The following is a 25,132-nucleotide window of genomic DNA, read 5'->3' as shown; positions in this document are numbered from 1 at the left end:
AGGAGGAGTCCCGGTGAGCACGCCAGATCAATTCCATGCCCTGATGCGCGAGGCCACGCGCCTGGTGTCGGGCCAGCCGCTGGACGGGGGGCTGCAAACGCGGCTGAACCGCGAAGCCGGCCCCGAAAGCACGCTGTACCAGAACATCTTCGCCGCCTGTAGGCAGGGCGTGGCCGACGGTTGGATGTGCAACCGGGAAGGCGGCGGCATCCGCTACGGCCGCGTCATCAAGCCCGCCGAAGACCTGGCCGGCTGTTCGGTGGACGTCGTCGACATGGACGACCTGGCCGGTCCGCACCACGCCCATCCCAACGGCGAAATCGACCTGATCATGCCGCTGACCGGCGACGCCCGCTTCGACGGGCACGGCGCCGGCTGGCTGGTCTACGGCCCCGGCAGCGCGCACAGCCCGACCGTCACCCAAGGCCGCGCCCTGGTGCTGTATCTGCTGCCCGGCGGCGCCATCGAATTCACGCGGCCCGGCACCTAGCCCCGCGCCCGCAGCCAGGCGACAAAAAAACAATGCCATGGCCCGCCCCCACCAGGACATCAGGAGACAACCGTGAACACCTGCCCCGCCGAACTGAACTTCGCCAGCCACCTGGCCGCGCTGAACGCGCCCCGGGCCGCCAAGCCGGCCTACATCGACGACACGCGCCAATTGAGCTACGGCGAACTGGCGGCGCGGGTGGCCCGTATGGCGGGCGCCCTGCGCCAACTGGGGCTGCGCCGCGAAGAGCGCATCCTGCTGCTGATGCAGGACACGGCCGATTGGCCCATCGTGTTCCTGGGGGCGCTGCATGCCGGCGTGGTGCCCGTGGCCGTCAACACGCTGCTGACGGCGGACGACTATGCCTACATCCTGGCGCACAGCCGGGTGCGTGCCGTGTTCGTCTCGGGCGCGCTGCTGCCTGTCCTGCAGGCGGCGCTGGCCCAGGCGCCGGCCGATGCCGAACACGTGGTGGTATCGCAGCCCACGGCCGCCCTGCCCGCCCATGCCCATGAATTCGAATCGCTGCTGGCCGCCGCGCCGATCGCGCCCGCCGTCCGCACGCTGTCCGACGAAATCGCCTTCTGGCTGTATTCGTCGGGATCCACCGGCAAACCCAAAGGCGTGGTCCACACCCACGGCAACCTGTGGCACACGGCCGAACTCTATGCCAAGCCGGTGCTGGGCATCCGCGAAGACGACGTGGTGTTTTCGGCGGCCAAACTGTTTTTCGCCTATGGCCTGGGCAACGGCCTGACATTCCCCCTGTCCGTCGGCGCCACCGTGGTGCTGATGGGCGAACGGCCCACGCCGCAGGCTGTCTTCCAGCGCCTGACGCAGCATCGCCCCACCGTGTTCTATGGCGTGCCCACGCTCTACGCCAGCATGCTCGCGTCGCCCGAACTGCCGCCGCGCGCACAGGTGGCGATGCGGGTCTGCACGTCGGCCGGCGAAGCGCTGCCGCGCGACATCGGCGAACGCTTCACGCGGCATTTCGGCTGTGAAATCCTGGACGGCATCGGTTCGACCGAGATGCTGCACATTTTCATTTCGAACCAGAGCGGGCAGTTGCGCTACGGCACCACCGGCAAACCCGTGCCCGGCTACGAAGTGCAGTTGCGCGATGAGAACGGCGCGCCGGTCGAGCCCGGCGCCATCGGCGACCTCTACATCAAAGGCCCCAGCGCCGCGCTGATGTACTGGAACAACCGCGACAAGACGCGCCAGTGCTTCCTGGGCGATTGGCTGAAAAGCGGCGACAAGTACACGTGCGACACCGACGGCTACTACACCTATGCGGGCCGCAGCGACGACATGATCAAGGTCAGCGGCCAGTACGTGTCGCCGGTGGAAGTCGAGAACATCCTGGTGCAGCACGAGGCCGTGCTGGAAGCCGCCGTGATCGGCGTGCCGGATCACGACGGGCTGGTCAAGACGAAAGCCTACGTCGTGCTGCGGCCGGGTTTCGAACCGGACGCCAGTACGGGCGCCGCGCTGCAGAACTATGTGAAGCAGCACCTAGCGCCCTTCAAGTATCCGCGCCAGATCAATTTCACCGAAGAGCTGCCCAAGACCGCCACCGGCAAGATCCAGCGGTTCCGCCTGCGCCAGCTTGAAGAGGCGACGCTGTGAATGCCGCCTCGGCCATCACCACGCCCAGCCTGCGCCCTGCCTTCGCCGATGTCGACGCCGCCGGCCGCGCGCTGCGCCTGGAGTGCCTGTGGATCGCACCCGATCGCGCCACCGCGCCGTTGCTGGTGTTCCTGCACGAAGGCCTGGGATCGGTCGCCATGTGGAAGGACTGGCCGGCAGAGGTCTGCGAAGCCGCCGGATGCCGCGGGCTGGTCGTGTCGCGCTACGGCTACGGACAATCCACGCCGCGCCCGCCGCAGGAAAAATGGCCCGTGGACTTCATGCACCGCGAGGCGCGCGACGTGCTGCCCGCCTTGTTCGCCGCCTTGGGCGTGGACACCCGCCGCGACAAGCCGGTGCTGTTCGGCCATAGCGACGGCGGCTCCATCGCGCTGTTATACGCCGCCATGCACCCGGACGCCGTCGCCGGCATCGTGGTGGCCGCGCCGCACACGTTCGTCGAGGACGTGACGGTCGCGAACATCGCGCAGGCGCGCCAGGCCTATCTGGACACGGACCTGCGCGGCCGGCTGGCCCGCTACCACGAGGACGTGGATTCGGCGTTCTGGGGCTGGAACGACATCTGGCTGGACCCCGAATTCCGCCGCTGGAACATCGAAGACTATCTGCCCCGCATCGCCTGCCCCGTGCTGGCGATCCAGGGCGTGGACGACGAGTACGGTTCGCTGGCGCAGATACGCGGCATCCGCCGCCATGCGCCGCAGACCGTGCTGCTGGAGATTCCCGACTGCCGCCATTCGCCGCACAAGGACCAGCCCGCCATTGTTATCCAGGCCGTCGCCGACTTCGTCGGCGCGTTGGACAAACCCGGCCGGCCTTGACGCCAGCCCATGACAAGCACGGAGACAAACCATGAACCACGCCCTGACCCGGGTTGCCATTGCCGCGGCCCTGACGTTTGCTGCTGGCGGCGCGCAAGCCGCCGACAAGATCAAAGTCGGCTTCATGCTGCCCTATAGCGGCACCTACGCCGCGCTCGGCAACGCCATCGAGAACGGCTTCAAGCTGTATGTCGCCGAGCAAGGCGGCAAGCTGGGCGGGCGCGAGATCGAATACTTCAAGGTGGACGACGAGTCCAACCCCGCCAAGGCCGCGGAAAACGCCAACCGCCTGATCAAGCGCGACCAGGTCGACGTGCTGATCGGCACCGTGCACTCGGGCGTGGCGATGGCGCTGGCCAAGGCCGCCAAAGACAGCGACACCACCCTGATCGTGACGAATGCCGGCGCCAACGCCATCACCGGCCCGCTGTGCGGCCCCGGCATCTTCCGCACGTCCTTCACCAACTGGCAGCCCGCCTACGCGATGGGTCCGGTCGCCTTCGCCAAGGGCCACAAGACGGCGGTCACCATCACGTGGAAATACGCCGCGGGCGACGAGGCCATCGGCGGCTTCAAGGAAGGTTTCGAAAAAGCGGGCGGCAAGGTCGTCAAGGAACTGAGCCTGCCGTTCCCCAACGTGGAATTCCAGTCGCTCTTGACCGAGATCGCCGCGACCAAGCCCGACATGGTCTTCACGTTCTTCGCGGGCGGCGGCGCGGTGAAGTTCGTGCAGGACTATCACGCCGCGGGGCTGGACAAGACCATTCCCCTGTACGGGTCGGGCTTCCTGACGGACGGCACCTTGCAGGCGCAGGGCGCGTCGGCGCAAGGCCTGCTGACCACGCTGCACTATGCCGACGGCCTGAACACGCCGCGCGACAACGCTTTCCGCGCCGACTATGCCAAGAACTACAACGCGCAGCCGGACGTGTACGCCGTGCAGGGCTATGACGCCGCGCAGCTGATGCAGTCGGGCCTGTCCGCCGTCAAGGGCGACTTCGCCAAAAAGGCCGATTTCCGCAGCGCCATGCGCGGCGCCACGGTGGACAGCCCGCGCGGCCCCTTCACCTTGTCGGCCGCCGGCAACCCGGTGCAGGACATCTATCTGCGCCGCGTGGACGGGCTGGAGAACAAGGTCGTGGAGGTCGCCATCAAGAAGCTGGCCGACCCGGCCCGCGGCTGCAAGCTCTGACGCCACAGGGAGGCCCCATGGACATCAGCATCCTGCTCATCCAAAGCCTGAACGCGTTCCAGTACGGCTTGCTGCTGTTCCTGGTGGCCAGCGGACTCACGCTGATCTTCGGCATCATGGGCATCATCAATCTTGCCCATGGCAGTTTCTACATGATCGGCGCCTACATGGCGTTCGCGCTGGGGCCGGTGGTCGACCGCTGGCTGGGCGGCGGCTTCGTCGCAACGCTGGTCGTGTGCGTGGCGCTGGCCGCCGTGCTGGGGTACTTCCTGGAAGCGGCGTTTTTCAGCTACCTGTACCGCCGCAACCATTTGCAGCAGGTGCTGATGACCTACGGCCTGATCCTGGTCTTCGAGGAATTGCGCAGCATCCTGGTCGGCAACGACGTGCACGGCGTGCCGCTGCCCGCCTGGCTGCAAGGCAGCATCTCGCTGGGCGGCGTGATGACGTATCCGGTCTACCGGCTGTTCATCTCGGCAGTGGGCATCGCGGTGGCGCTGCTGCTGTATTGGGTGATCGCGCGCACGCGCCTGGGCATGATGCTGCGCGCCGGCGCCAGCAACCGCGACATGACCGCCTCGCTGGGCATCGACGTCAACAAGCTGTACCGGCTGGTGTTCGCGGCGGGAGTGGCGCTGGCCGCGCTGGCCGGCACCATCGCCGCACCCGTGTCGTCGGTGTATCCCGGCATGGGCAACGGCGTGCTGATCATCTGCTTCGTGGTGGTCGTGATCGGCGGCATCGGGTCGATCCGCGGCGCGTTCCTGGCCGCGATGCTGGTGGGTTTCGTCGAGACTTTCGGCCAGGTGCTGTTCCCGTCCGCGGCGGGCGTGCTCGTGTACCTGCTGATGGCCTTCATTCTTCTTTGCAAGCCCGAAGGGTTGTTCAAGCCATGACAAGACTCCTACCCGTTGCGACGCTGCTGGCGCTGGCCGCCTTCGCCTGGAGCGGCAGCGACTACTACACCGGCCTGGCGATCAAGGTCATGATCTACGCCATCTTCGCGCTGAGCCTGCAGCTGCTGGTCGGCGGCGCAGGGCTGGTCAGCCTGGGCCACGCGGCCTTCTTCGGTATCGGCGCCTACGCGGCGGCGCTGCTGTCGCCGGAGTCTGAAGCCGCAAACCTGTGGTGGCTGCTGCCGGCGGCCCTGCTGGCCGCGGCGGCCTACGCCGCCGTGACCGGCGCCTTGGCGCTGCGCACGCGCGGCGTGTACTTCATCATGGTCACGCTGGCGTTCGCGCAGATGGCCTACTACGTGTTCCACGACACCAAGATCGGCGGCGGCAGCGACGGCATCTACCTGTACTTCCGGCCCGAGCTCCGACTGGCCGGCTGGATGCCGTTTGACCTGGGCGACGCGACGACGTTCTATTACTTCGTGCTGGCCTGCCTGGCGCTTTCCTGGGCGTTCCTGGCGCTGCTGCGGCGCTCGCCCTTCGGCCACGCCCTGGCGGGCATCCGCATCAATGAACAGCGCATGCGGGCGGCCGGCTATTCGACCTTTCCGTACAAGCTGACCGCCTACGTCGTGGGCGCCACGCTGGCCAGCCTGGCGGGTTTCCTGTTCGCGCTGAAAGACGGCTTCGTCACGCCCGAGCTGCTGGCGTGGGAACAATCCGGGCTGGTGCTGCTGATGGTGATCCTGGGCGGCATGGCCAGCCTGGGCGGCGCCGTGACCGGCACGGTCGCGCTGGTGCTGATGCAGGAGCTGTTCCAGTCGCAGGCGCTGTTCAGCGACTACGCCCGTCACTGGCACCTGCCCTTGGGGCTGGCCATCATCGCGCTGGTGGCGCTGCTGCCCAACGGCATCGCGGGACTGCCGGCGCAATGGCGGCGGCGCCGCGACGCGCCGGCGGCGAACGCGCGCACCGGCGCGTCCACGCCCGGCGCCGCCCGTGCCCCTGCCCGCCTTCCGATCCAGGGAGAACCCCATGTCTGACCTCTTGCTTGCCGCGTCCGCCGTCACGCGCCGCTTCGGCGGCCTGACGGCCGTCAACGGCGTCTCGCTTGGCCTGGCCCGCGGCGAAGTGCACGCCGTGATCGGCACCAATGGCGCGGGCAAATCCACGCTGATCAACATCCTGTCGGGCGAACTGGCGCCCTGCAGCGGCCAGGTCATGCTGGGCGGACGCGACATCACCGCCTGGCGACAGCCCGAACGGGCGCGCGCGGGCCTGGGGCGCAGCTATCAGCGGTCCACCTTGTTCCCCGAACTCAGCGTGTTCGAGAACTGCCGGCTGGCAGCGCAAGCCGGCCGCCAGCGTTTCTGGCACTGGTGGCGGCAGGCCTCGGATTGCCGGCGCAGCGCGGATCTGGCGCGCCACGCGCTGGAACGCACGGGCTTGGCCGACGATGCCGCGCGCGCCGCCGGCCTGCTGCCCCATGGCCGCAAGCGCCAGCTGGAAATCGCCATGTGCCTGGCGGGCGAACCGCAGGTGCTGCTGCTGGACGAGCCCCTGGCGGGCATGGGCCCCGAAGAGACGGATCGCATCCTGGACCTGCTTCAGACCTTGAAGGCCGGCCATGCGATCCTGCTGGTGGAGCACGACATGGACGCCGTGTTCCGCATCGCCGAGACCATCACCGTGATGGTCAACGGCACCGCCATCGCCAGCGGCACGCCGGCCCAGATCCGCGCCAACGCGGAAGTGCGCACGGCCTACCTGGGCGAAGACCTGGACACGGAAGGAGGCGCCGCATGCATGCACTGATCGAAGCGGGCGGCCTGCATGTGTATTACGGCGCCAGCCACGTATTGCGCGGCGTGGACATGCACATCGCGCCGGGCGAATCCGTCGGGTTGGTGGGACGCAACGGCATGGGCAAGACCACGCTGATCCGCAGCCTGATGGGGCAGGTAAAAAGCGCGCAAGGCCAGGTGCGCGTCGGCGGCCGGGACTGCACGCATGCCCAGCCCCACACGATCGCGCGGCTGGGCCTGGCCTATGTGCCCGAAGGGCGCGGGATCTTCCCCAACCTGAACGTGCGCGAGAACCTGCAGGTGGCGGCGCGCCCAGGCGTGCGCGGCGGGCAGGACTGGACGTATACGCGTGTGCTGGACACCTTTCCGCGGTTGCGGGAACGGCTGGGGCATGGCGGGCAGCAGTTGTCGGGCGGCGAACAGCAGATGCTGGCCATCGGCCGGGCGCTGATGACCAACCCCGACCTGCTGATCCTGGACGAAGCCACCGAGGGGCTGGCGCCGCTGATCGTGGCGGAGATCTGGAAGATCATCCGCCAGATCCGCGCCACCGGCATGTCGGCCCTGATCGTGGACCGCAACTACCGCGCGGTGCTCGAACACACCGACCGCTGCCTGGTGATGGAGAAAGGCCTGATCGTGCAGGACGGCGACAGCGCGTCACTGGCCCGGCAACCGGAACAGCTGACGCGCTATCTGGGCGTCTAGCGCGAAGCCGCCTTAGATGACGGCTTCGATCAGGAAAGGGCCACGGCGCTTCAGGCCGTCGGCCAGCGCGCGGGCGAAGCCTTCCACCGTATCCACGCTGACCGCTTCGACCCCCATGCCGCGCGCCAGGTGCGTCCAGTCCAGATAGGGCTCTTCCAGGTCCAGCATGCGGCGCGCGTTGCGGCCCGGTTCCTTCACGCCCACGTTCTTCATTTCGCCATGCAGCGTGGCGTAGGAACGGTTGGCCAGGATCACCGTCAGGCAATCCAGGTTTTCGCGCGCCTGCGTCCACAGCGCCTGCAAGGTGTACATGCCGCTGCCGTCGGCCTGCAGCGTGATGACCTTGCGGTCTGGGCACGCCACGGCGGCGCCGGTCGCCAGCGGCAGGCCGATGCCGATCGCGCCGCCGGTCAGCATCAGCCAGTCGTGCGGCGCGCTGCTGGCGCTGTAGATGGGGAATTCACGCCCCTGCGTGATGGACTCGTCGCACACAATGGCCTGTTCGGGCAGGGTGTGCGCGATCAGGATGTTCACGGCGGCGCCGGTCAGCTTGCCCGATGCCGGGACCTCGTAGTTGGCCGCCGGCGTAGCCAGGCGCGGCGCATCCGCGGCGATGCCCAATTCGTCCGCCAGCCATTCCAGCGCCTGCGCCAGATCCTGTTCGGCGGTCGCCAGCACAACCTGGTTGCTGTCCGGCGGCGCCAGCAGGCTGGGCTTGCCCGGATACGCGAAGAAGCCCACCGGCGCCTTGGCACCCGCCAGCACCAGATGCTTGACGTCTTTCAGCTTGGCCACCGCCAGGTCGATGGGATATGGCAGGCGGTCGACGGGCGTGCGGTCGCCGCCCCGCTCGATGCGGCGGTTCGACGTTTCCGACATCAGGCGCACGCCGGTGGCGCGCGCGATGCGGCCCGCGGCGTTCAGCGCACGTTCGCGCAGCGCAGCCCCGCCCAGCATCAGCACCGTCGTCTCGCCCGAGCGGATCGCGTCGGCAGCGGCGCGCACGGCCTCGGGCGACGTCAGCGCCAGGGCGGCGTCCTTGACGAGCACCGGCGCCGGCGCGTTGTCCGGCAGGTCCGTCCAGGCCGCATCTGCGGGCAGGATCAGGGTGGCGATGTTGCCCGGCGACCGGCGCGCCACGCCGATGGCTTCAGCGGCGTCTTCGGATACCGCGGCGGCGGTCATCGTGCGCTTGACCCAGTGCGACATCGGGCGCGCCACGCCTTCGACGTCGCTGGTCAGCGGCGCGTCGTATTGGACATGATAGGTGGCGTGGTCACCCACGATGTTGACCATGGGGGTGCGGGCGCGCTTGGCGTTGTGCAGGTTGGCCAGGCCGTTGCCCAGGCCCGGGCCCAGGTGCAGCAGGGTCGCCGCCGGCTTGTCGGCCATGCGCGCATAGCCGTCCGCCGCGCCCGTCACCACGCCTTCGAACAGGCCCAGCACGCAACGCATCTTGGGCTTGCGATCCAAGGCCGCGACAAAGTGCATTTCGGACGTGCCGGGGTTGGCGAAGCAAACGTCCACATCGTTGGCCAGCAAGGTGTCGCAAAGACTGTCAGCGCCGTTCATGATTTTCCCTAGTCGTTTTCAAATGGCGATGCGGGCGCATGCGCGCCCGCCTGATATGCATGATAGGTAGCGTATCAAAAACGCGATAGAGCCAGTTCCGCTTGCGGGGATGGAACCATTCCGGTGCCGCCCGCCGCGTTCCGCCAGCCGGAATTAGCGTAACCGCGCGGACGGCGTCAGCCCAGTATCTGCCCCAGGAACGCCTGCGCCCGTTCAGACCGGGGCGCATTGAAGAAATTCTCCGGCGTGTCGGCCTCGACGATCGCCCCCTGGTCCATGAAGACGACCCGGTCGCCGACTTCCCGCGCAAACCCCATTTCATGGGTGACGCAGACCATGGTCATGCCGTCCCGGGCCAGCGCGACCATCGTGTCCAGCACTTCCTTGACCATCTCGGGATCCAGGGCCGAGGTCGGTTCATCGAACAGCATGATCTTGGGCTGCATGCACAAGGCGCGCGCGATCGCCACGCGCTGCTTCTGCCCGCCGGACAACTGGCCGGGATACTTGTCCGCGTGCTGCGGGATCCGCACCCGTTCCAGGTAGTCCATGGCGCGCGACCGGGCCTCGTCCGCCGGCACGCCCTTGACCAGCAGGGGCGCCAGCGTGCAGTTCTCCAGCACCGTCAGATGCGGAAACAGGTTGAAGTGCTGGAACACCATGCCGACTTCCGCGCGGATCCGCTCGATGTTCTTCACGTCTTCATTGAGTTCGATCCCGTCGACCACGATCCGGCCTTTCTGGTGCTCCTCCAGGCGGTTCAGGAGGCGGATCGTGGTGGACTTGCCCGAACCGGACGGGCCGCACAGGATCAGTTTTTCTCCGGGCGACACTTCCAGCGCCAGGTCGTCCAGCACCTGGAAGTCGCCATACCATTTGCTGACGCCCTGCATGGTGATGATCGGGGCTGCGGCATTCGTTGCGTTCATCGTGTCAGGCCTTGGAAATGTCATGGTTCTCGCCGGCGCCGCTCCAGTAGCCCGGCACCGTCAGGCGCTTTTCGGACCGCCTGAACAGATACGACAGCACGCTGCACATGGCGAAGTAGATGACGCCCACCATCGTGTAGACCGTCAGCGCCTGGAACGTCGCGCCGGCCAGCATCTCGCCCGCCCGCATCAGTTCGTACACGCTGATGACGGCGACCAGCGACGTCTCCTTGATCAGCACCAGCGCATAGTTGCCCAGCGCCGGGAATACCGTGCGCAACGCCTGCGGCAGCACGATGCGGCGCAGCCGCTGCACCTTGCGCAGGCCGAGGGCGCGCGCCGCCTCGTACTGGCCGGTGTCCACCGACTGGATGCCGCTTCGGAACAGCTCGGCCAGATAGGCGCCGAAGTTCAGCGTCAGGCCCAGCACGCCGGCGACGAACCCGTTGATCACCACCCCCATCTCGGGCAGGCCGTAGTAGATGTAGAACAGTTGCAGCAGCAGCGGCGTGCCGCGTATCACTTCGATGTAGAAGCGCGCACCGCGGCTCAATACCCGCGACGACGACAGGCGGCACAAGCAGACGATCAGGCCCAACGCCACCGCCAGGAAGGCCGAACAGAAGAAAAGCGCCAAAGTCCAGACCGTGCCCTCGGCCAGAGGGGTCAGGTACATGCGCAGCGTAGCGAGATCCAAATCGTGCTCCTTATCCGTGCCGTTGCGGCGCTTACTTGCTGATCAGGTCCGACACGCCCCACTTCTTGCCGATGGCCGCCATTTCCCCGTTCTTGCGCATCTCGGCCAGCGCGTCGTTGACGGCCGCAAGCAGCGCGGCGTTGCCCTTCTGCACGGCCATGCCGACCTGCCACTTGCGTTGCGGCTGGTAGCCGGTGTCCAGCTTCACCCCCGGGATGTTCTTGGTCTGGATCTGGTAGATGATGCTGGGCGGATCCACGATGCCCAGGTCGATGCGCCCGGCGCGCACGTCGGCCAGCAAGGTCGAGTAGTCCTGATAGGTCGTGACCTTGGTGCCCGGCATGTCCTTGATCATGTTGAACTGGACCGAATCCACCAGCACGCCCACGCGTTGCCCCTGCATGTCTTCGAACTTGGCGTACTTCTTCGCCGCCTTGTCGCTGACCACCACGCCCTCGCCCCACTCGTAGACCGGCGCCGAGAAATCGATGGCGCGCGCGCGCTCTTCCGTGATGAAGAGCGGCGCGGACATGACGTCGGCGCGGCCGGAAGTCAGCGTCGGGATCAAGCCGGAGAACGGCACGTCGGACAGCTTGTCGGACACTTTCAAGTGCTTGGCCACGCCGGCGGCCACGTCCACCATGATGCCTTCCAGCTGGTTCGACTTCGGGTTCTTGAACCCGTGCGGCGGCGCGGAAGCGGTGGTGACGACGGCCAGGCTCTTGTCGGCGCGCACTTCGTCCAACGTGCGCGCCTGCGCGCCGGATTGGATCAGCAGGCTGGCCGCGGCCACGCCCATCAGGATGGATTTGAGTTTCATCGTTTTCCCCTTGGATGAATGAATGCCGCAGGTGCGCCGGCTCAGGCCGGTCGCCCTTGCGGGTACTGCTGCACCGCTACCGCCGCCAACGCGCAGAATTCCTGCATCACGGTGGCGGCCAGGAAGGCCGTGGCCCCCTGCACGTCTTGCGGCGGCGACACGGTATTGACGTCGAACGCCACGAAATTCAGGCCGGCAAGCTGGCGCAGCAGCGCCAGCCCTTCCTTGGCCGACAGCCCGCCCCACTCCGGCGTGCAGACGCCCGGCGCGCAGGAGGGATCGAAGATGTCCATATCGAAGCAGAGGTAGACCGGGCGCTGGCCGATGCGCTGCTTGATGTCCGCCAGCGTCGCCTTCTGGTCCTGGTCGAAGTCGTCGTAGGGGACGATCGTGTAGCCGACCTCGCGCCCGAATTCCAGCACCCCGGGCATGAATGAACTGCCGCGCGTGCCCACATGGAAGCTTGAAGCGACGTCCAGCAACCCCTCTTCGGCGGCCCGCGTGAAGGTCGTGGCCGTGTTGTAGCCGGGGATGGGATAGGTGTCGGTGTGCGAATCGAAATGCAGCACGACGAAATCGGGATGGCGGCGCGCCACGGCGCGCAGTTGCGGCAGCGTCACTGCGCCGTCGCCCCCCATCGAGATCGGGATGGCGCCGGCGTCCAGGATGGCGCCGATGCCGGCCTCGATCAGCGGATAGGACGCGTCCGGATCGCCGGGATGGCAGACGACGTTGCCCACGTCGACCGCGCGCAGGAATTCGGGCGGATTGTCGATGCCGTTGCGCCGGAAGATGTCGACGGGGCGCAGCAGCCTGGATTGTTCGCGGATCGCGTCAGGCCCCTGCCGCGACCCCACGCGGAACGGATGCGTGCCGCAATCGAACGGGATGCCGACCACGCAGGCTCGCGCCTTGCCTGACCCGGCGTCCCGGGTCGACGGCAGGCCCATGAATCCGGCAACGGGAGTGAAACTGACTTCAGATGACTGCGGCACAGCGCGGCTCCTTGGCAGACCTCGTCGGCGGAAGACCGACGCAAGCTCTATTTAGATTCGAACAAATCGCTGTGCGATACGTTCGTGTCATAAATAGAATATCAAGCAAGAACCCAGGCGGCCAATTAGGGAGTTCCCCCTAGCGGCTAAAAATTTAGTTGACTAAATCAGTAGGGAATAGGCACAAAGACGCTCCGCCGTGGTGCGGGCGGCGCACCGGTATGCGGCAGGCGCCGTCCGGTCAGGCCTCGTCGCCCGCCGGCGGCATCGCGCCGCGCAAGGCGCCGCCCGGCGGCTCCATCAAATAGAACGGGTGGGACCGACCCAGCGTGCGCGATGCACTGATGGCGTGCGCGGTTTCGACCACTTGCGGGCCGAAGACGGCTTGCGCCTGTTCGAAGGACCAGCGGCTTGACGGCACGGAAACGTTCACCGCGCCCAAAGGCGTTCCGCCGGCATCCAGCACCGCCGCGCTGACCGTGATGTCGCCGGGATAGAACTCGCCGTTGGAGCGCGCATAGCCGTGACGCCGCGCGAAATCCAGTTCGGCCAGCAAGGCGTCCATGCCGGTGACCGTGTTCGCCGTATAGGGCTTGCGTTCGCAGCGCTCCAGCAGGTCCAGCGCGACGGCCGGATCCAGCCTGGCCAGCACGGCGCGGCCGGCCGCCGTGCAGTACAAGGGCAAGCGCATGCCGACCGGCATGTTCACGAACATTTCCTTGTGGGTGGCGAAGCGCGCCACATAGACCATGTCCAGCCCGTCGGGCTCGGCCAGGCTGCAGGTTTCCTGGCAATTGCGGTTCAGCGTATGCAGGAACGGGTTGCCGCCCAGCACCAGCGGGCTGGTCTGCACATAGTTCATGCCCAGCTCCAGCGACCACGGCGCCAGCGAAAACTTCTTGCTGACCGGGTCCTTGCGCAGGTAGCCAAGCGTCCACAGCGTATGCGTGAAGCGCTGCACCGCGCTTTTGCTCAACCCCGTGGCGTCGGCCAGCTCCGGCAGCGTCATGGCCGGCTGCCCTTCGCTGAACGCCCGCAGCAGAGAAATGCCGCGCGCCAGCGCGGCAACGAACAGCGGGGAATCCTCAGGATTTCGAGTCTGGGTCATGGCACGCGGCGCGCAGGGGGAAAGCGCATAGCGTACCGCATTACGGTTCGGCCATATCGCAGAGCGATGGCATAATCCGTGCAAAAAAACGGCCCGCTCAATGCGGGCCGCCTGTCTTCAGCATTGGTTGCGCACTAGCGGATCGGCCACGGATACATGGCGCCGCCGTTGCTCCACAGCGCGTTCGTGCCGCGCTGCAGGCCCAGCTTGCTGTCCTTGCCGACGTTGCGCTCGAATATTTCGCTGTAGTTGCCCACGGCCTTGATGGCGTTATAGGCCCACTTTTCGTCTACGCCCATGTTCTTGCCGGCGCCCGGGGTCACGCCCAGGATGCGCAGCACGTTGGGGTTGTTGCTCTTCAGCATCTCGTCCACGTTCTTCTGCGTGATGCCGTACTCCTCGGCTTCCAGCAGCGCGAACAAGGTCCAGCGCACGATGCCCAGCCAGTTCTCGTCGCCCTGGCGCACCATGGGGCCCAGTGGTTCCTTGGAGAAGCGTTCCGGCAGAATCTCGTAGTCGTTGGGGTTGGCCACTTGGGTCGCGCGCACGGCGGCCAGTTGCGAGGCGTCGTCGGTGAAGGCATCGCAGCGGCCGGATTCGAAGGCGCGCACGACTTCGGTCACCTTGTCGATCACGACCGGCTTGAATTCGATCTTGTTGGCGCGGAACCAGTCGGCCAGGTTCAGTTCCGTGGTGGTGCCCGGCTGCACGCAGATGGTGGCGCCGTTCAGTTCCTTGGCGCTCTTGACGCCCAGTTTCTTGTTCACCAGGATGCCCTGGCCGTCATAGAAGCTGGCGGCAACGGCCGACAGGCCCAGCGACGTGTCGCGCGTCTGGGTCAGCGTGACGGTGCGCAGCAGCACGTCGACTTCGCCCGATTGCAGCGCGGTGAAGCGTTGCTGGGTCGACAGCGCCGTGCCCTTGAATTTGGTGGAGTCGCCGAACACGGCCGCGGCGACCGCGCGGCAGATATCCACGTCCATGCCTTCCCATTCCCCCTTGCTGTTGGTGGCGGAGAAGCCGGAGACGCCGTCGGTCAGGCCGCACTGCACGAACCCTTTTTTCTTCACCGCATCCAGCGTGGGGCCGGCTACCGCCGCCTGGGACGCGCAAGCCAGGGCGATCGCGCCGGCTGCAAACAAGATGGACCGCTTCATGTCGCCTCTCCTGAGATGGATGCCCGGGCAGCCTTGTAAGGCGTCCCGGCGGAAACCGAGCCCGGCGTTGTCGGGCCGGCCGCCAGATTACGACATGTCCACGGCGTGAACAACGCGATCGGGCCTAGAGGAAACCCGAGTGACTGCCCATCGGAGGCCCTATCAGATTTGTCCGGTGATCGAACTTTATCCGGCCGTCCCTCGCCGTCCGCACAGGGCTTGCATGCCATACTTTTTTCGCGCCGGTGTCCGCTCAGCGGCATCGGCGCCGCAACAGAAAAGCCGATCGCGCCACAACAAAAACCCCCGGGCGCGCATCGATACTCGGCCGATTCATGGAGGAGACCAATCCATGGCACAAGCAAGACAATCGCAGCCTCGCGCCGCCGCTGCGCGGCGTCGCATCGCCCTGAAAACCCTGTTGTTGTCCGCGCTGGCCGCGGCGGGCCTGAGTACCGGCCTGGCCCAGGCGGCCGACGACTGGCCCAGCAAGCCCATCAAGATCATCGTGCCCTACACGCCGGGCGGGTCCACCGACATCGTCACCCGCATCGTCATGGAAAAACTGGGTCCGCGCCTGAAGCAGACGATCATCGTCGAGAACCGGCCGGGCGCCAACAGCAGCGTCGGCTCGGCCATCGCGGCCAAGTCGGACCCGGACGGCTACACGTTCCTGTCCATGCTGCCGGCCTACATCATCAACTTCCACCTGTACAAACTGACCTACACGCCCGCCGACCTGACGCCGGTGGTGCAGATGGCCGACCTGCCGCTGTTCCTGTTCGTTGCCGAAGACCTGCCGGTCAAGACCGTGGCCGACCTGGTCGCCTACGGCCGCAAGAACCCCGACAAGCTGACCTACGCCTCCAGCGGAAACGGCTCCAGCGCGCACCTGACCGGCGCCGATTTCGCGCTGCAGAACAAGCTCACGATGACGCACGTGGCCTACAAGGGCAGCGCCCCCATCCTGACCGACCTGCTGGGCGGCCGCGTGTCCATGGTGTTCGACCCGATCCTGGTGCCGATGCAGTATGTGAAGCAGAACCGGCTGAAGGCGCTGGCTTTCACGGGCAAGGAACGCTGGCCCACCGAGCCCGGCATCCCCACGATGGAAGAAGCGGGCATGCCCGGCTTCGTGACGGGTTCCTGGGCGGGCCTGATGGCGCCCGCCGGCACGCCCAAGCCGATCATCGAACGCATGGCGCGCGAGATCGCCGAGATCGTCAAGGAACCCGACGTGAAGCAGAAATTCGTGGACGCGGGCTTCCTGCCCGTCAGCGGCACCACGGCGCAGTTTGCGGAACTGATGAAGACGGATTCGGCGCGCTATGCCGAAATCATCAAGCAGGCCGGCATCACCGTGAATTGAACGCGGACCGGGCGCAGCAACGCGCCCGGCCCGATCGGAGTCCTCCATGATCAACAAGTTCATCGACACCCCCGAGGCCGCGGTCTCGGACATCCACGACGGCGCCACGGTGCTGATCAGCGGCTTCGGCGGCGCGGGCATGCCCACCGAACTGATCCACGCCCTGATCGCCCAAGGCGCGCGCGAGCTCACGGTCGTGAGCAACAACGCGGGCAACCACGAGACCGGCCTGGCCGCGCTGATCAAGGCCGGGCGCGTGCGCCGCGTGATCTGCTCGTTTCCCAAGGCGTCGCACTCCTGGGTCTTCGACGACCTGTACCGCCGCGGCGGCATCGAACTGGAATGCGTGCCGCAAGGCACCATCGCCGAACGGCTGCGCGCGGCGGGCGCCGGGCTGGGCGGATTCTTCACGCCCACCGCCTACGGCACCGAACTGGCCGCGGGCAAGGAAACCCGCATCATCGACGGCCGCGGCCACGTGTTCGAAACGCCGCTGCACGGCGACTTCGCGCTGGTCAAAGCCGACCAGGGCGACCGCTGGGGCAACCTGACCTATCACAAGAGCGCGCGCAACTTCGGGCCCATCATGTGCATGGCGGCCAAAACCACGATCGTGCAAGTGCGCGCCAAGGCGGAACTGGGCGAACTGCCGCCCGAAGCCGTCGTGACGCCCGGCATCTTCGTCGCGCGCGTCACCGAGGTGGCCAACGCCGCCTTTTCCAGCTGAAGGAACCCTCATGCATCGTCCCCTGACCCGCGAGGCCATGGCGCGCCGCCTGGCCCTGGACATCCCCGACGGCAGCTACGTCAATCTGGGCATCGGCATGCCGGTGCTGGTGGCGGCCCATCTTCCCCCCGGCCGCGAGATCGTGCTGCACAGCGAAAACGGCATCCTCGGCATGGGCCCGCCGCCGGCCGCCGACGCCGTCAACCTGGACCTGATCAACGCCGGCAAGCAGCCAGTGACGCTGCTTGCCGGCGGCTCGTATTTCCACCACGCGGATTCGTTCGCGATGATGCGCGGCGGCCATCTGGACATTTGCGTCATGGGCGGCATGCAGGTCGCGGCCAACGGCGACCTGGCCAACTGGTCGCTGGCCAAACCGGGCGAAGCGCCGGCCGTGGGCGGCGCGATGGACCTGGCGGTGGGCGCGCGCAGCGTGTTCATCATGATGGAGCACAACAGCAAGAACGGCGATCCGAAGATCGTCGAGCGCTGCACGTATCCGCTGACCGGCGCCGGCGTGGTCGACCGCATCTACACGGACCTTGCCGTCATCGACGTCACGCCCGACGGCCTCATGGTTCGGGATATGATCGACGGCATGACGCTGAAAGAACTGCAAACCCGCACCGGCGCGCCCCTGCGGGCAGGCTGATGCCACCCAACCTGCCCCCGCCCGGCTACGCCGCCCCGCTTGCGGCGGAAGACCATCCCGACCAGTTGCGCGGCGATCCGGATTACATGCTGACGCTGGCGCGCGGCCTGCATGTGATCCGCGCGTTCGGCACGCGCCGCCATCCGCAGACGGCGGCGGAACTCAGCCGCCGCGCCGCGCTGCCGCGCGCCGTCGTGCAACGCTGCCTGCACACGCTGATCCTGCTGGGCATTGCCGAGCAGCACGGCCGGCTGTACGTGCTGACGCCGCGTATCCTGGGCCTGGGCTACGCCTATTTTTCTTCGACGCCGTTCGTCTCGCTGGCCCAGCCCGTGCTGGAAGAGCTAAGCGCCACCGTCAACGAGACCTGCGCGCTGGCCATCATGGAAGGCCACGAGATGCTGTACCTGGCGCGCTCCGAAGTGAACCGCCTGCTGGCCACGTCGATGGGGCTGGGCAGCCGCTTGCCGGCGTATTGCACGTCGATCGGGCGCGTGCTGCTGGCGCAATTGCCCGAGCCCGCGCTGGCGCGCTACTTCGCCGCGGTCGACCTGCAGCCCTATACGGAATTCACGCTGACCACGGAAGCGAAGCTGCGCGCCGAACTGGCCCGCATCCGCGAGCAGGGCTACGCGGTGGTCGACCAGGAACTGGAATTGAACGTGCGCGCGATTTCGGTGCCCGTGCGCTCGGCCAGCGGCAAGGCGTGCGGCGCCGTGAACGTCAGTGTCAAGGCCGCGCGGGTGCCGCTGCACCGGCTGACGGACGAGTTCCTGCCGCCCTTGCAGCAGGCCGTCGAAAGGATCGGGGAGTTCCTGGTCGCGTAAGCGGCCCGGCCAACCGGCCCGCGGATCAAAGGTCCGTCGTATCCAGCGTGAACGCCGCGGCCGCGCGGCCGATGCGGTCGTTGACTGCGTGCCACTCGACGGTCGCCGGCGGCGCCTGCACGATGATGCGCGCAAAGCCCTGCTTGTCCAGATCGCGCAGCAGGCCATACAGGGCCTGCGCATAGCGCGCCGGGTCTGCGGGCACGGGATGCCATTGCACGCGCGCGTCCAGTGCCTGGGGCGCCTCGCCATACGCCACCACCACGACCTTGCCCTGCGGCAGGTTGCGGCCTTGGGCAACATCCTGCAGGCGCGCGTCGGAAGCCAGTTCCAACGGCGTGCGCGGCGCGTAGTGCGCTTTCAGCGTGCCCGAGGCGCGCGGCGCGGCGGCGTCCGGCGCGAACACCTGCACGCCCAGCACCGCTTCGATCTGCGCGGCGCTGATATGGCCGGGGCGCAGCAGCACGGGGCCGGCGCCGCGGTCCAGGCGCGACAGGTCCAGGATGGTGGATTCGATGCCGACTTCCGATGCGCCGCCTTCCAGCACGGGCATTCCGGCCGCGACTTCGTCGGGGAATTCATGGCGCACGTGCTCGGCGCGCGTGGGCGACACCTGGCCGAACTTGTTGGCCGAGGGCGCGGCCACGCCGCCCTGCCCGTTCGGCTTGCCTGCGGCGAACGCCGCCAGCAACGCCTGCGCCACCGGATGCGACGGGCACCGGATGCCGATGCTGTCCTGCCCGCCGCTGACCGTATCCACGATGTGGGGCGCGCGCTTGAGGATCAGGGTCAACGGCCCCGGCCAGAACGCGTCGATCAGCAGACGCGCCTCGGGCGGCACCTGCGCCGCCCAGTACGACACGTCGCCGTGCGGCGCGATGTGCACGATGACCGGATGATTCGACGGCCGGCCCTTGGCCGCATAGATCTTCGCTACCGCTTGCGGGCTTTCCGCATCCGCGCCCAGGCCATAGACGGTCTCGGTGGGGAAGGCGGCCAGCTCGCCGTCCAGCAGGCGTTGCGCGGCGTGGGTGATGTCCGCGGCGCTGGCGGAGTCATGCGAGGGCAAGGAAGGCATCGGATCGTCGCGGCTTACTCGGGGGCGTCCATGCCCAGCGCGGCAGCCACACGGGCGGCGTCGGCGCGGGCCTGTTCCAGGCTGGGGGCCACGATCGTGATGTGGCCCATCTTGCGGCCACGGCGAGCTTCCCGCTTGCCGTACAAGTGCAGCTTGGCGGTCGGCACCGACAGCGCGGCGGCCCAATCGGGTTCGCGTTGCGTGGTCGCGGCCGAAGACGCATACCAGATGTCGCCCAGGATGTTCAGCATGACGGCGGGCGCCAGCAGCGCGGCGCTGCCCAGCGGCAGGCCGGCCATGGCGCGCGCCTGCTGCTCGAACTGGCTGGTGACGCAGGCGTTCATCGTGTAGTGGCCGCTGTTGTGCGGGCGCGGCGCGATCTCGTTGACGATCAAGCTGCCGTCTGTCAGCACGAAGAACTCCACGCACAGGACGCCGTGGTAGCCCAGGCCTTGCGCGATCGACTGCGCGGCCTCGGTGGCGCGGGCCTGCCGTTCGGCGTGGGCCGCGTCCAGCTGCACCGGCGCCGCGGTGGACACCGCCAGGATGCCGTCGCGGTGCACGTTGCGCGCCACGGGGAACACCACGGAGGCGCCGTCGAAACCGCGCGCGATCACGACGGAGATCTCGTAGTCCAGCGGCATCAGCGCTTCCAGCACGCAGGCCACGCCGCCGAACTCGGCGAAGGCGGCCAGCGCTTCTTCGCGCGTGTCGATGCGGGCCTGGCCTTTGCCGTCGTAGCCCAGACGGGCGACCTTCAGGATGCCGGGGAACAAGGCGGCGGGCGCGGCGCGCAGGTCCGCTTCGGTGCGGATGGCGGCGTGCGGCGCGACGGGAATACCTTGCGAGGCGATGAACGTCTTTTCGGCGATGCGGTCCTGCACGATGGCCACGGCGTCGGCCGCCGGGCTCACGCGGCAGCGCGTGGCCAGCGTGCGCAGGCTGTCAGCGGGCACGTTTTCGAATTCGGTGGTGACGGCCTGACAGGTCTGGGCCAGCCGGGCCAGGCCCGCTTCGTCATCGTAGGCGGCCTGGATGTGCAGGTCGGCCACCATGCCCGCGGGGCATTCGTCGGCCGGATCCAGCACCGCGACCTTGTAGCCGAGGCTTTGCGCCGCGTGGCAGAACATGCGGCCCAGTTGGCCGCCGCCCAGGAGGCCCAGCCAGCCGCCGGGGGCAATCAGGAAAGGAGTGGATTGAGTCATTCTGATCAGGCCTCGGGCGGAACCTTCATATCGCGCGCGGCTTGCGTCTGCCGCGCGCGGAACGCCACCAGCTTCTGGTGCAGGCCGGCATCGGTGCCGGCCAGCGTGGCTATCACGTGCAGCGCCGCATTGGCTGCGCCCGCCTCGCCGATCGCGAAGGTGGCCACCGGCACGCCCTTGGGCATCTGCACGATGGACAGCAGCGAGTCTTCGCCACGCAGGTACTTCGAGGGCACGGGCACGCCGAACACCGGCACTTCGGTCAGCGCCGCCATCATTCCCGGCAGGTGGGCCGCGCCGCCAGCGCCGGCGATGATGCCGCGCAGGCCGCGGCCATGTGCCGCCGCGCCGTATTCAGCCATGTCCTGCGGCATGCGGTGCGCGGAAATCACGCGTGCCTCGTAGGCGACGCCGAAGTCCTCCAGCATGGTGACCGCGTGCTTCATGACCTCCCAATCGCTGGAAGAACCCATAATCACGCCCACCACGGGGGTGGCCTCTGCCGCTGCGGAAGTCTTGGCTGTCATAACCGGTGTCAAAGAGGTAAGACCGCGGAACTTGCCCGCGGAATGTCAAAGGGCCGCGGACTCGGTCCGCGAAACCCGGTATTTTACCCGGCGCGCGCGACCGCCTATGACGCGGCCGGAGACGGCAGCCACAGATAGCTGTCGGGATTGTCCGGGCAAGGCCCGAAACCGCATTCCAGGGTGGTGCTGGCGACGTTGGCCAGCGACAGGATGAAAAACAGGGCCATGACCACGATACCCAGCGCCGATACCGGTTTCTTCAGCATGCTGTCGCCCCATTTGCGGTCGGCGGACTGCATCAGGACGCAGAAGACGATGATGGCGACGAAGGCGATGAACGCCCAGGTGTAGAAGTGCAGCCCCATGAAAGGGGTGCCGTAGCCGGGATCGCCGGGGGCGATGTGCAGCAGCACCTGCCGGCCCGAGGCCGCCATGCCGCCCAGCGACGCCGCGATGCTCATGCCGTAGTGCATGGGCGACGGCCCGACCCGCATGTTCAGCAAGAATCCCACCCCGGCCAGGATGAACGCCACGCGCTGCAGCAGGCACAAGGGGCACGGCAGCTCGTCATAGATGAACTGCCAGGCGAAAGCCACGCCCAGGATGCCGGTCACGCCCAGCAGCGCCAGCCCGTTCAACACGCGCGAGCCGCGCGCGGGGTTGCGAGAGAAGATCATCGCCCCGCCTTTACCAGGAAAGCGCCAGCGGGCTGGTCATGTGGTAATTGCACCAGGCGGCGAAGATCGCAAGCGTGAGCAGCCAGAAGGTCACGCACGGGCGGCGCTTTCCCAGCACCCCGAACCACACCGCGACCGATCCGGTCAGAAAGGGCAACATCATGATCATGCGAAAGACTCCTGTCGACGGACGTCCTGCTAAGGCAGCCGATGAGTATAACGTAACAATACGCAATAATTGTTATCAATACCGATGGCCGCGCCCATAAAAAAACCCGCTCGTAGAGCGGGTTTTCTTCAGCACGGAAAAATCAGGCAATCAGACGGTCCAGCGCTTCGCGGTACTTGGCGGCCGTCTTTTCCAGCACGTCTTGCGGCAGGCGCGGGGCGGGCGGCGTCTTGTCCCAGGTTTGGGTTTCCAGCCAGTCGCGCACGAACTGCTTGTCGAACGACGGGGGGCTGATGCCGACGCGGTAGCCGTCGGCCGGCCAGAAACGCGACGAATCGGGCGTCAGCACTTCGTCCATCAGGTGCAGCGTGCCGTTGTCGTCCAGGCCGAATTCGAACTTGGTGTCGGCGATGATGATGCCCTTGGTCGCGGCGAACTTGGCGGCTTCGGCATACAGTTTGAGCGTGACGTCGCGGATGCGCTCGGCCAATTCCTGGCCCACTTCCTTGACCACGTGCGCGAAGTCCACGTTTTCGTCGTGCATGCCGAATTCGGCCTTGGCGGCGGGCGTGAAGATCGGCTCAGGCAACTGGCTGGCCTGCTGCAGGCCGGCGGGAAGCTTGATGCCGCAGATGGCGCCGGTGGATTGGTAGTCTTTCCAGCCGGACCCGATCAGGTAGCCGCGGGCAACCGCTTCCACCAGGATCGGCTTCAGGCGCTTGACCACGACGGCGCGGCCGCGCACCTGGTCCACCTCGTCCGGGGCCACCACGTCTTCGGGCTTCACGCCCGTCGAGTGGTTCGGCAGGATGTGGGCCAGCTTCTGCAACCAGAATTCGGTCAGCTCGGTCAGCACCTGTCCCTTGCCGGGAATGGGATCGTCAAGAATCACGTCGAAGGCGGAGATACGATCCGACGCGACGATCAGCAACTTGTCGTCGCCCACCGCGTACATATCGCGCACCTTACCGCGGCCCAGCAGCGGCAAGGACTTGATGCTGGATTGATGCAAAGCAGAAGTCACGGGAATGGCCTATGGCAAAAATGAAGATTCCCGCCTCGGGCAATCGCCAGGGCGGGAAGTAGAACGAAATCGGAAACTGCGCGGGGCGCGCCGCATGACGCACGAAGCGCCGGAACACGAACCCTGCAAAGCGCATAGATTACTGCAAATATGTCCGCCTTGCCGGGCGGCAGGGGCCGGGTTAGGCTCTGATTCCCAACACACTATTCGCACCGGCCGCCCCTGGGCGTCACGGCGCTGACCTTACGTCCGGAGACAAAGCCGTATGCAGGATGCTTCCCTCAAACGCCCGCCCGCCGCCGACGCGCAGGTGCATCTGACTGGCGGCTGCCAGTGCGGCGCCGTCCGTTACGCCGTCACCGACGAACCCATCACCGCCGCCACCTGTCATTGCCGGGACTGCCAGTATTCCAGCGGGGGCGCCCCGGCCCATGCGCTGATCTTCCCCGCCGGCTCGGTCACGATGCTGCGCGGCCAGGTCAAGGAACATCGCTACAAGGGTGATTCCGGCCACACCGTCATGCGCAGTTTCTGCGCCGCCTGTGGCACGCCGCTGTTCGGCGGCTCTGAAGGCATGGGTTACGAAGTGGTGCGGGCCGGGTCGCTGGACGATCCGGAAGCCTTCCATGCCAAGGCCAGTCTGTGGACGAGCTCGGCCCCGTCCTGGCACCAGGTGGACCGCAGCGTCCCGCACTTTGCGCACAACGCCCCGGCCGCCTAGGCGCGCGCCGAGCACGGCAAAACAAAGGGGCGGGTCCGCATGGACCCGCCCCTTTTCACTGCCGCGCCGCCGCCCGGGGACGGCGTCGCGAAAGCGTTATTGCACCACTTGCGACAGCTTGCCCGAGGCGTACTGCGCGGCGATGTCGGTCAGCGGCAGCGCGCGGATCTTGCTGGCGTTGCCGGCGGTGCCGAATTCCGTGTAGCGAGCCACACAGATCGCCTTGGCGGCGGCGCGGGCGGGCTTCAGGTATTCGCGCGGGTCGAACTTTTCGGGGTTCTCGGCGAAGAAGCGGCGGATCGCGCCGGTCATGGCCAGACGAATATCGGTGTCGATATTGATCTTGCGCACGCCGTACTTGATGGCTTCCTGGATTTCCTCGACGGGCACGCCGTAGGTTTCCTTCATGTTGCCGCCGAATTCGCGGATCTCGGCCAGCAGTTCTTGCGGCACGCTGGAGCTGCCGTGCATCACCAGGTGGGTGTTCGGCAGGCGGGCGTGGATTTCCTTGATGCGGGAGATCGACAGGATGTCGCCGGTGGGCTTGCGCGTGAACTTGTAGGCGCCGTGGCTGGTGCCGATGGCGATCGCCAGGGCGTCCAGTTGCGTGCGGCGCACGAAGTCGGCGGCTTGTTCCGGATCGGTCAGCAGCTGGTCCATGGTCAGCTTGCCGTCGGCGCCATGGCCATCTTCCTTGTCGCCTTCCATCGTTTCCAGGGAACCCAGGCAGCCCAGTTCGCCTTCAACGGTCACGCCCAGCTTGTGGGCGATGTCCACGACTTTCTTGGTGACGTCGACGTTGTAGTCGTAGTCGGCGATGGTCTTGCCGTCTTCCTTGAGCGAACCGTCCATCATTACGCTGGAGAAGCCCAGGTCGATGGCGCCTTGGCAGACCTTCGGCGACTGGCCGTGGTCCTGGTGCATCACGACGGGGATGTGCGGATAGGATTCCACCGCGGCCTGGATCAGGTGCTTCAGGAAACCTTCGCCTGCGTACTTGCGCGCGCCGGCCGAGGCCTGCATGATCACCGGGCTGTCGGTCTCCGCAGCGGCTTCCATGATGGCCTGAACCTGTTCCAGGTTATTGACGTTGAAAGCCGGAATGCCGTAGCCGTGCTCGGCGGCATGGTCGAGCAACTGGCGCATGGAGACTAGGGCCATGAGTGGTCCTCCTAAGACTGTCTATTGAAAGATGATTGAAGTCCTGCTGAATGGCGTGATTTTACGGGGGATTCGCGGAAAGGTCTTGCAACCGGCCGTATCCGATCCATTCAGACGAGGACAGACGGGCGAGAAGCCCCTCCCAACGCGGC

At 66.9% G+C, this 25,132-nt stretch carries 27 protein-coding genes; 13 read left to right on the top strand and 14 right to left on the bottom strand.

Going from position 1 to position 25,132, the window contains the following annotated elements; genetic code table 11:
- Positions 1-13 precede the first annotated feature (13 nt).
- From A9973_RS22620 to A9973_RS22585, 8 genes are all read left to right on the top strand, one after another.
- Entirely contained in the window at positions 14-490 is a 477-nt protein-coding gene (locus A9973_RS22620; RefSeq protein WP_183015911.1) for a DUF4863 family protein, read from the top strand.
- 72 nt (positions 491-562) lie between these two features.
- Entirely contained in the window at positions 563-2,122 is a 1,560-nt protein-coding gene (locus A9973_RS22615; protein ID WP_183015910.1) for a benzoate-CoA ligase family protein, read from the top strand.
- Positions 2,119-2,964 carry an alpha/beta fold hydrolase gene (locus A9973_RS22610; RefSeq protein ID WP_183015909.1) on the top strand — a complete coding sequence of 282 codons (846 nt, stop codon included), beginning with the start codon at positions 2,119-2,121 and terminating at the stop codon, positions 2,962-2,964. The genes A9973_RS22615 and A9973_RS22610 overlap by 4 nt, the downstream gene beginning before the upstream one ends.
- 31 nt (positions 2,965-2,995) lie before the next feature.
- A complete protein-coding gene (locus A9973_RS22605) occupies positions 2,996-4,156 on the top strand; it encodes an ABC transporter substrate-binding protein (RefSeq protein WP_183015908.1) in 1,161 nt (386 codons plus the stop codon).
- A 17-nt stretch (positions 4,157-4,173) separates the two neighbouring features.
- Positions 4,174-5,052, top strand: a complete 879-nt coding sequence (locus A9973_RS22600) for a branched-chain amino acid ABC transporter permease (RefSeq protein ID WP_183015907.1) — start codon at positions 4,174-4,176, stop codon at positions 5,050-5,052.
- On the top strand, positions 5,049-6,095 hold the full coding sequence (locus A9973_RS22595) for a branched-chain amino acid ABC transporter permease (RefSeq protein ID WP_183015906.1): 1,047 nt from the start codon (positions 5,049-5,051) through the stop codon (positions 6,093-6,095). Before A9973_RS22600 ends, A9973_RS22595 begins: the two co-directional genes overlap by 4 nt.
- On the top strand, positions 6,088-6,867 hold the full coding sequence (locus A9973_RS22590) for an ABC transporter ATP-binding protein (RefSeq protein ID WP_183015905.1): 780 nt from the start codon (positions 6,088-6,090) through the stop codon (positions 6,865-6,867). Before A9973_RS22595 ends, A9973_RS22590 begins: the two co-directional genes overlap by 8 nt.
- Positions 6,855-7,565, top strand: coding sequence for an ABC transporter ATP-binding protein (locus A9973_RS22585; protein WP_183015904.1), 711 nt, complete (start codon positions 6,855-6,857; stop codon positions 7,563-7,565). The genes A9973_RS22590 and A9973_RS22585 overlap by 13 nt, the downstream gene beginning before the upstream one ends.
- 12 nt (positions 7,566-7,577) lie before the next feature.
- Here A9973_RS22585 and A9973_RS22580 read toward each other — a convergent pair whose 3' ends face one another.
- The 7 genes from A9973_RS22580 to A9973_RS22550 all read right to left on the bottom strand — a co-directional run bounded on the left by A9973_RS22580 (position 7,578) and on the right by A9973_RS22550 (position 14,843).
- A complete protein-coding gene (locus tag A9973_RS22580) occupies positions 7,578-9,137 on the bottom strand; it encodes an acetolactate synthase large subunit (protein ID WP_183015903.1) in 1,560 nt (519 codons plus the stop codon).
- 176 nt (positions 9,138-9,313) lie between these two features.
- Positions 9,314-10,066: an amino acid ABC transporter ATP-binding protein gene (locus A9973_RS22575; RefSeq protein WP_183015902.1), complete on the bottom strand. Its 753-nt coding sequence runs from the start codon at positions 10,064-10,066 to the stop codon at positions 9,314-9,316.
- Between the two features lie 4 nt (positions 10,067-10,070).
- On the bottom strand, positions 10,071-10,763 hold the full coding sequence (locus tag A9973_RS22570) for an amino acid ABC transporter permease (RefSeq protein WP_183015901.1): 693 nt from the start codon (positions 10,761-10,763) through the stop codon (positions 10,071-10,073).
- Positions 10,764-10,794: 31 nt separating this feature from the next.
- On the bottom strand, positions 10,795-11,583 hold the full coding sequence (locus A9973_RS22565) for an ABC transporter substrate-binding protein (RefSeq protein WP_183015900.1): 789 nt from the start codon (positions 11,581-11,583) through the stop codon (positions 10,795-10,797).
- A 41-nt stretch (positions 11,584-11,624) separates the two neighbouring features.
- Positions 11,625-12,533, bottom strand: coding sequence for an arginase family protein (locus A9973_RS22560; RefSeq protein WP_183016014.1), 909 nt, complete (start codon positions 12,531-12,533; stop codon positions 11,625-11,627).
- Positions 12,534-12,819: 286 nt separating this feature from the next.
- Positions 12,820-13,686 (bottom strand): IclR family transcriptional regulator, encoded by an 867-nt coding sequence (locus tag A9973_RS22555; RefSeq protein WP_183015899.1) that lies wholly within the window; start codon positions 13,684-13,686, stop codon positions 12,820-12,822.
- A 134-nt stretch (positions 13,687-13,820) separates the two neighbouring features.
- A complete protein-coding gene (locus A9973_RS22550; RefSeq protein WP_183015898.1) occupies positions 13,821-14,843 on the bottom strand; it encodes an amino acid ABC transporter substrate-binding protein in 1,023 nt (340 codons plus the stop codon).
- A 352-nt stretch (positions 14,844-15,195) separates the two neighbouring features.
- On the opposite strand from A9973_RS22550, the gene A9973_RS22545 reads away from it, so the two are divergent.
- From A9973_RS22545 to A9973_RS22530, 4 genes are read left to right on the top strand one after another with little or no spacing between them, the layout of a single operon-like run.
- Positions 15,196-16,212, top strand: coding sequence for a tripartite tricarboxylate transporter substrate binding protein (locus A9973_RS22545; protein WP_183015897.1), 1,017 nt, complete (start codon positions 15,196-15,198; stop codon positions 16,210-16,212).
- 46 nt (positions 16,213-16,258) lie between these two features.
- Positions 16,259-16,939, top strand: coding sequence for a 3-oxoacid CoA-transferase subunit A (locus A9973_RS22540; protein ID WP_183015896.1), 681 nt, complete (start codon positions 16,259-16,261; stop codon positions 16,937-16,939).
- A 10-nt stretch (positions 16,940-16,949) separates the two neighbouring features.
- Positions 16,950-17,591 carry a 3-oxoacid CoA-transferase subunit B gene (locus tag A9973_RS22535; protein WP_183015895.1) on the top strand — a complete coding sequence of 214 codons (642 nt, stop codon included), beginning with the start codon at positions 16,950-16,952 and terminating at the stop codon, positions 17,589-17,591.
- Positions 17,591-18,418 (top strand): IclR family transcriptional regulator C-terminal domain-containing protein, encoded by an 828-nt coding sequence (locus A9973_RS22530; protein ID WP_183015894.1) that lies wholly within the window; start codon positions 17,591-17,593, stop codon positions 18,416-18,418. Before A9973_RS22535 ends, A9973_RS22530 begins: the two co-directional genes overlap by 1 nt.
- A 25-nt stretch (positions 18,419-18,443) precedes the next feature.
- On the opposite strand, the gene A9973_RS22525 is transcribed toward A9973_RS22530, so the two are convergent.
- From A9973_RS22525 to A9973_RS22500, 6 genes are all read right to left on the bottom strand, one after another.
- The gene (locus tag A9973_RS22525; RefSeq protein WP_183015893.1) at positions 18,444-19,496 is read right to left on the bottom strand and encodes an L-threonylcarbamoyladenylate synthase; all 1,053 of its coding nucleotides are present in this window, start codon (positions 19,494-19,496) and stop codon (positions 18,444-18,446) included.
- A gap of 14 nt (positions 19,497-19,510) precedes the next feature.
- Positions 19,511-20,701, bottom strand: a complete 1,191-nt coding sequence (locus tag A9973_RS22520; RefSeq protein WP_183015892.1) for a 5-(carboxyamino)imidazole ribonucleotide synthase — start codon at positions 20,699-20,701, stop codon at positions 19,511-19,513.
- Positions 20,702-20,706: 5 nt separating this feature from the next.
- Positions 20,707-21,228, bottom strand: coding sequence for a 5-(carboxyamino)imidazole ribonucleotide mutase (gene purE, locus A9973_RS22515; protein WP_183015891.1), 522 nt, complete (start codon positions 21,226-21,228; stop codon positions 20,707-20,709).
- 104 nt (positions 21,229-21,332) lie between these two features.
- Complete coding sequence (locus tag A9973_RS22510; protein ID WP_183015890.1) at positions 21,333-21,905, bottom strand: disulfide bond formation protein B; 573 nt, start codon at positions 21,903-21,905, stop codon at positions 21,333-21,335.
- Positions 21,906-21,915: 10 nt separating this feature from the next.
- The gene (locus tag A9973_RS22505; protein WP_220805616.1) at positions 21,916-22,074 is read right to left on the bottom strand and encodes a DUF5993 family protein; all 159 of its coding nucleotides are present in this window, start codon (positions 22,072-22,074) and stop codon (positions 21,916-21,918) included.
- A gap of 142 nt (positions 22,075-22,216) precedes the next feature.
- Positions 22,217-23,098, bottom strand: a complete 882-nt coding sequence (locus A9973_RS22500) for a phosphoribosylaminoimidazolesuccinocarboxamide synthase (RefSeq protein ID WP_006222795.1) — start codon at positions 23,096-23,098, stop codon at positions 22,217-22,219.
- 265 nt (positions 23,099-23,363) lie between these two features.
- Between A9973_RS22500 and A9973_RS22495 the strand changes: the two genes are divergently transcribed.
- A complete protein-coding gene (locus tag A9973_RS22495; RefSeq protein ID WP_183015889.1) occupies positions 23,364-23,819 on the top strand; it encodes a GFA family protein in 456 nt (151 codons plus the stop codon).
- 96 nt (positions 23,820-23,915) lie between these two features.
- Here A9973_RS22495 and fba read toward each other — a convergent pair whose 3' ends face one another.
- Positions 23,916-24,980: a class II fructose-bisphosphate aldolase gene (fba, locus tag A9973_RS22490; protein WP_183015888.1), complete on the bottom strand. Its 1,065-nt coding sequence runs from the start codon at positions 24,978-24,980 to the stop codon at positions 23,916-23,918.
- Positions 24,981-25,132 lie beyond the last annotated feature (152 nt).

The organism is Achromobacter sp. UMC46 (genome assembly GCF_014170335.1).
In the GTDB taxonomy this organism is placed as follows: domain Bacteria; phylum Pseudomonadota; class Gammaproteobacteria; order Burkholderiales; family Burkholderiaceae_B; genus Achromobacter.
The sequence above is the reverse complement of the archived record's forward strand: the minus strand, read 5'-3'. Positions and strand labels throughout refer to the sequence as shown.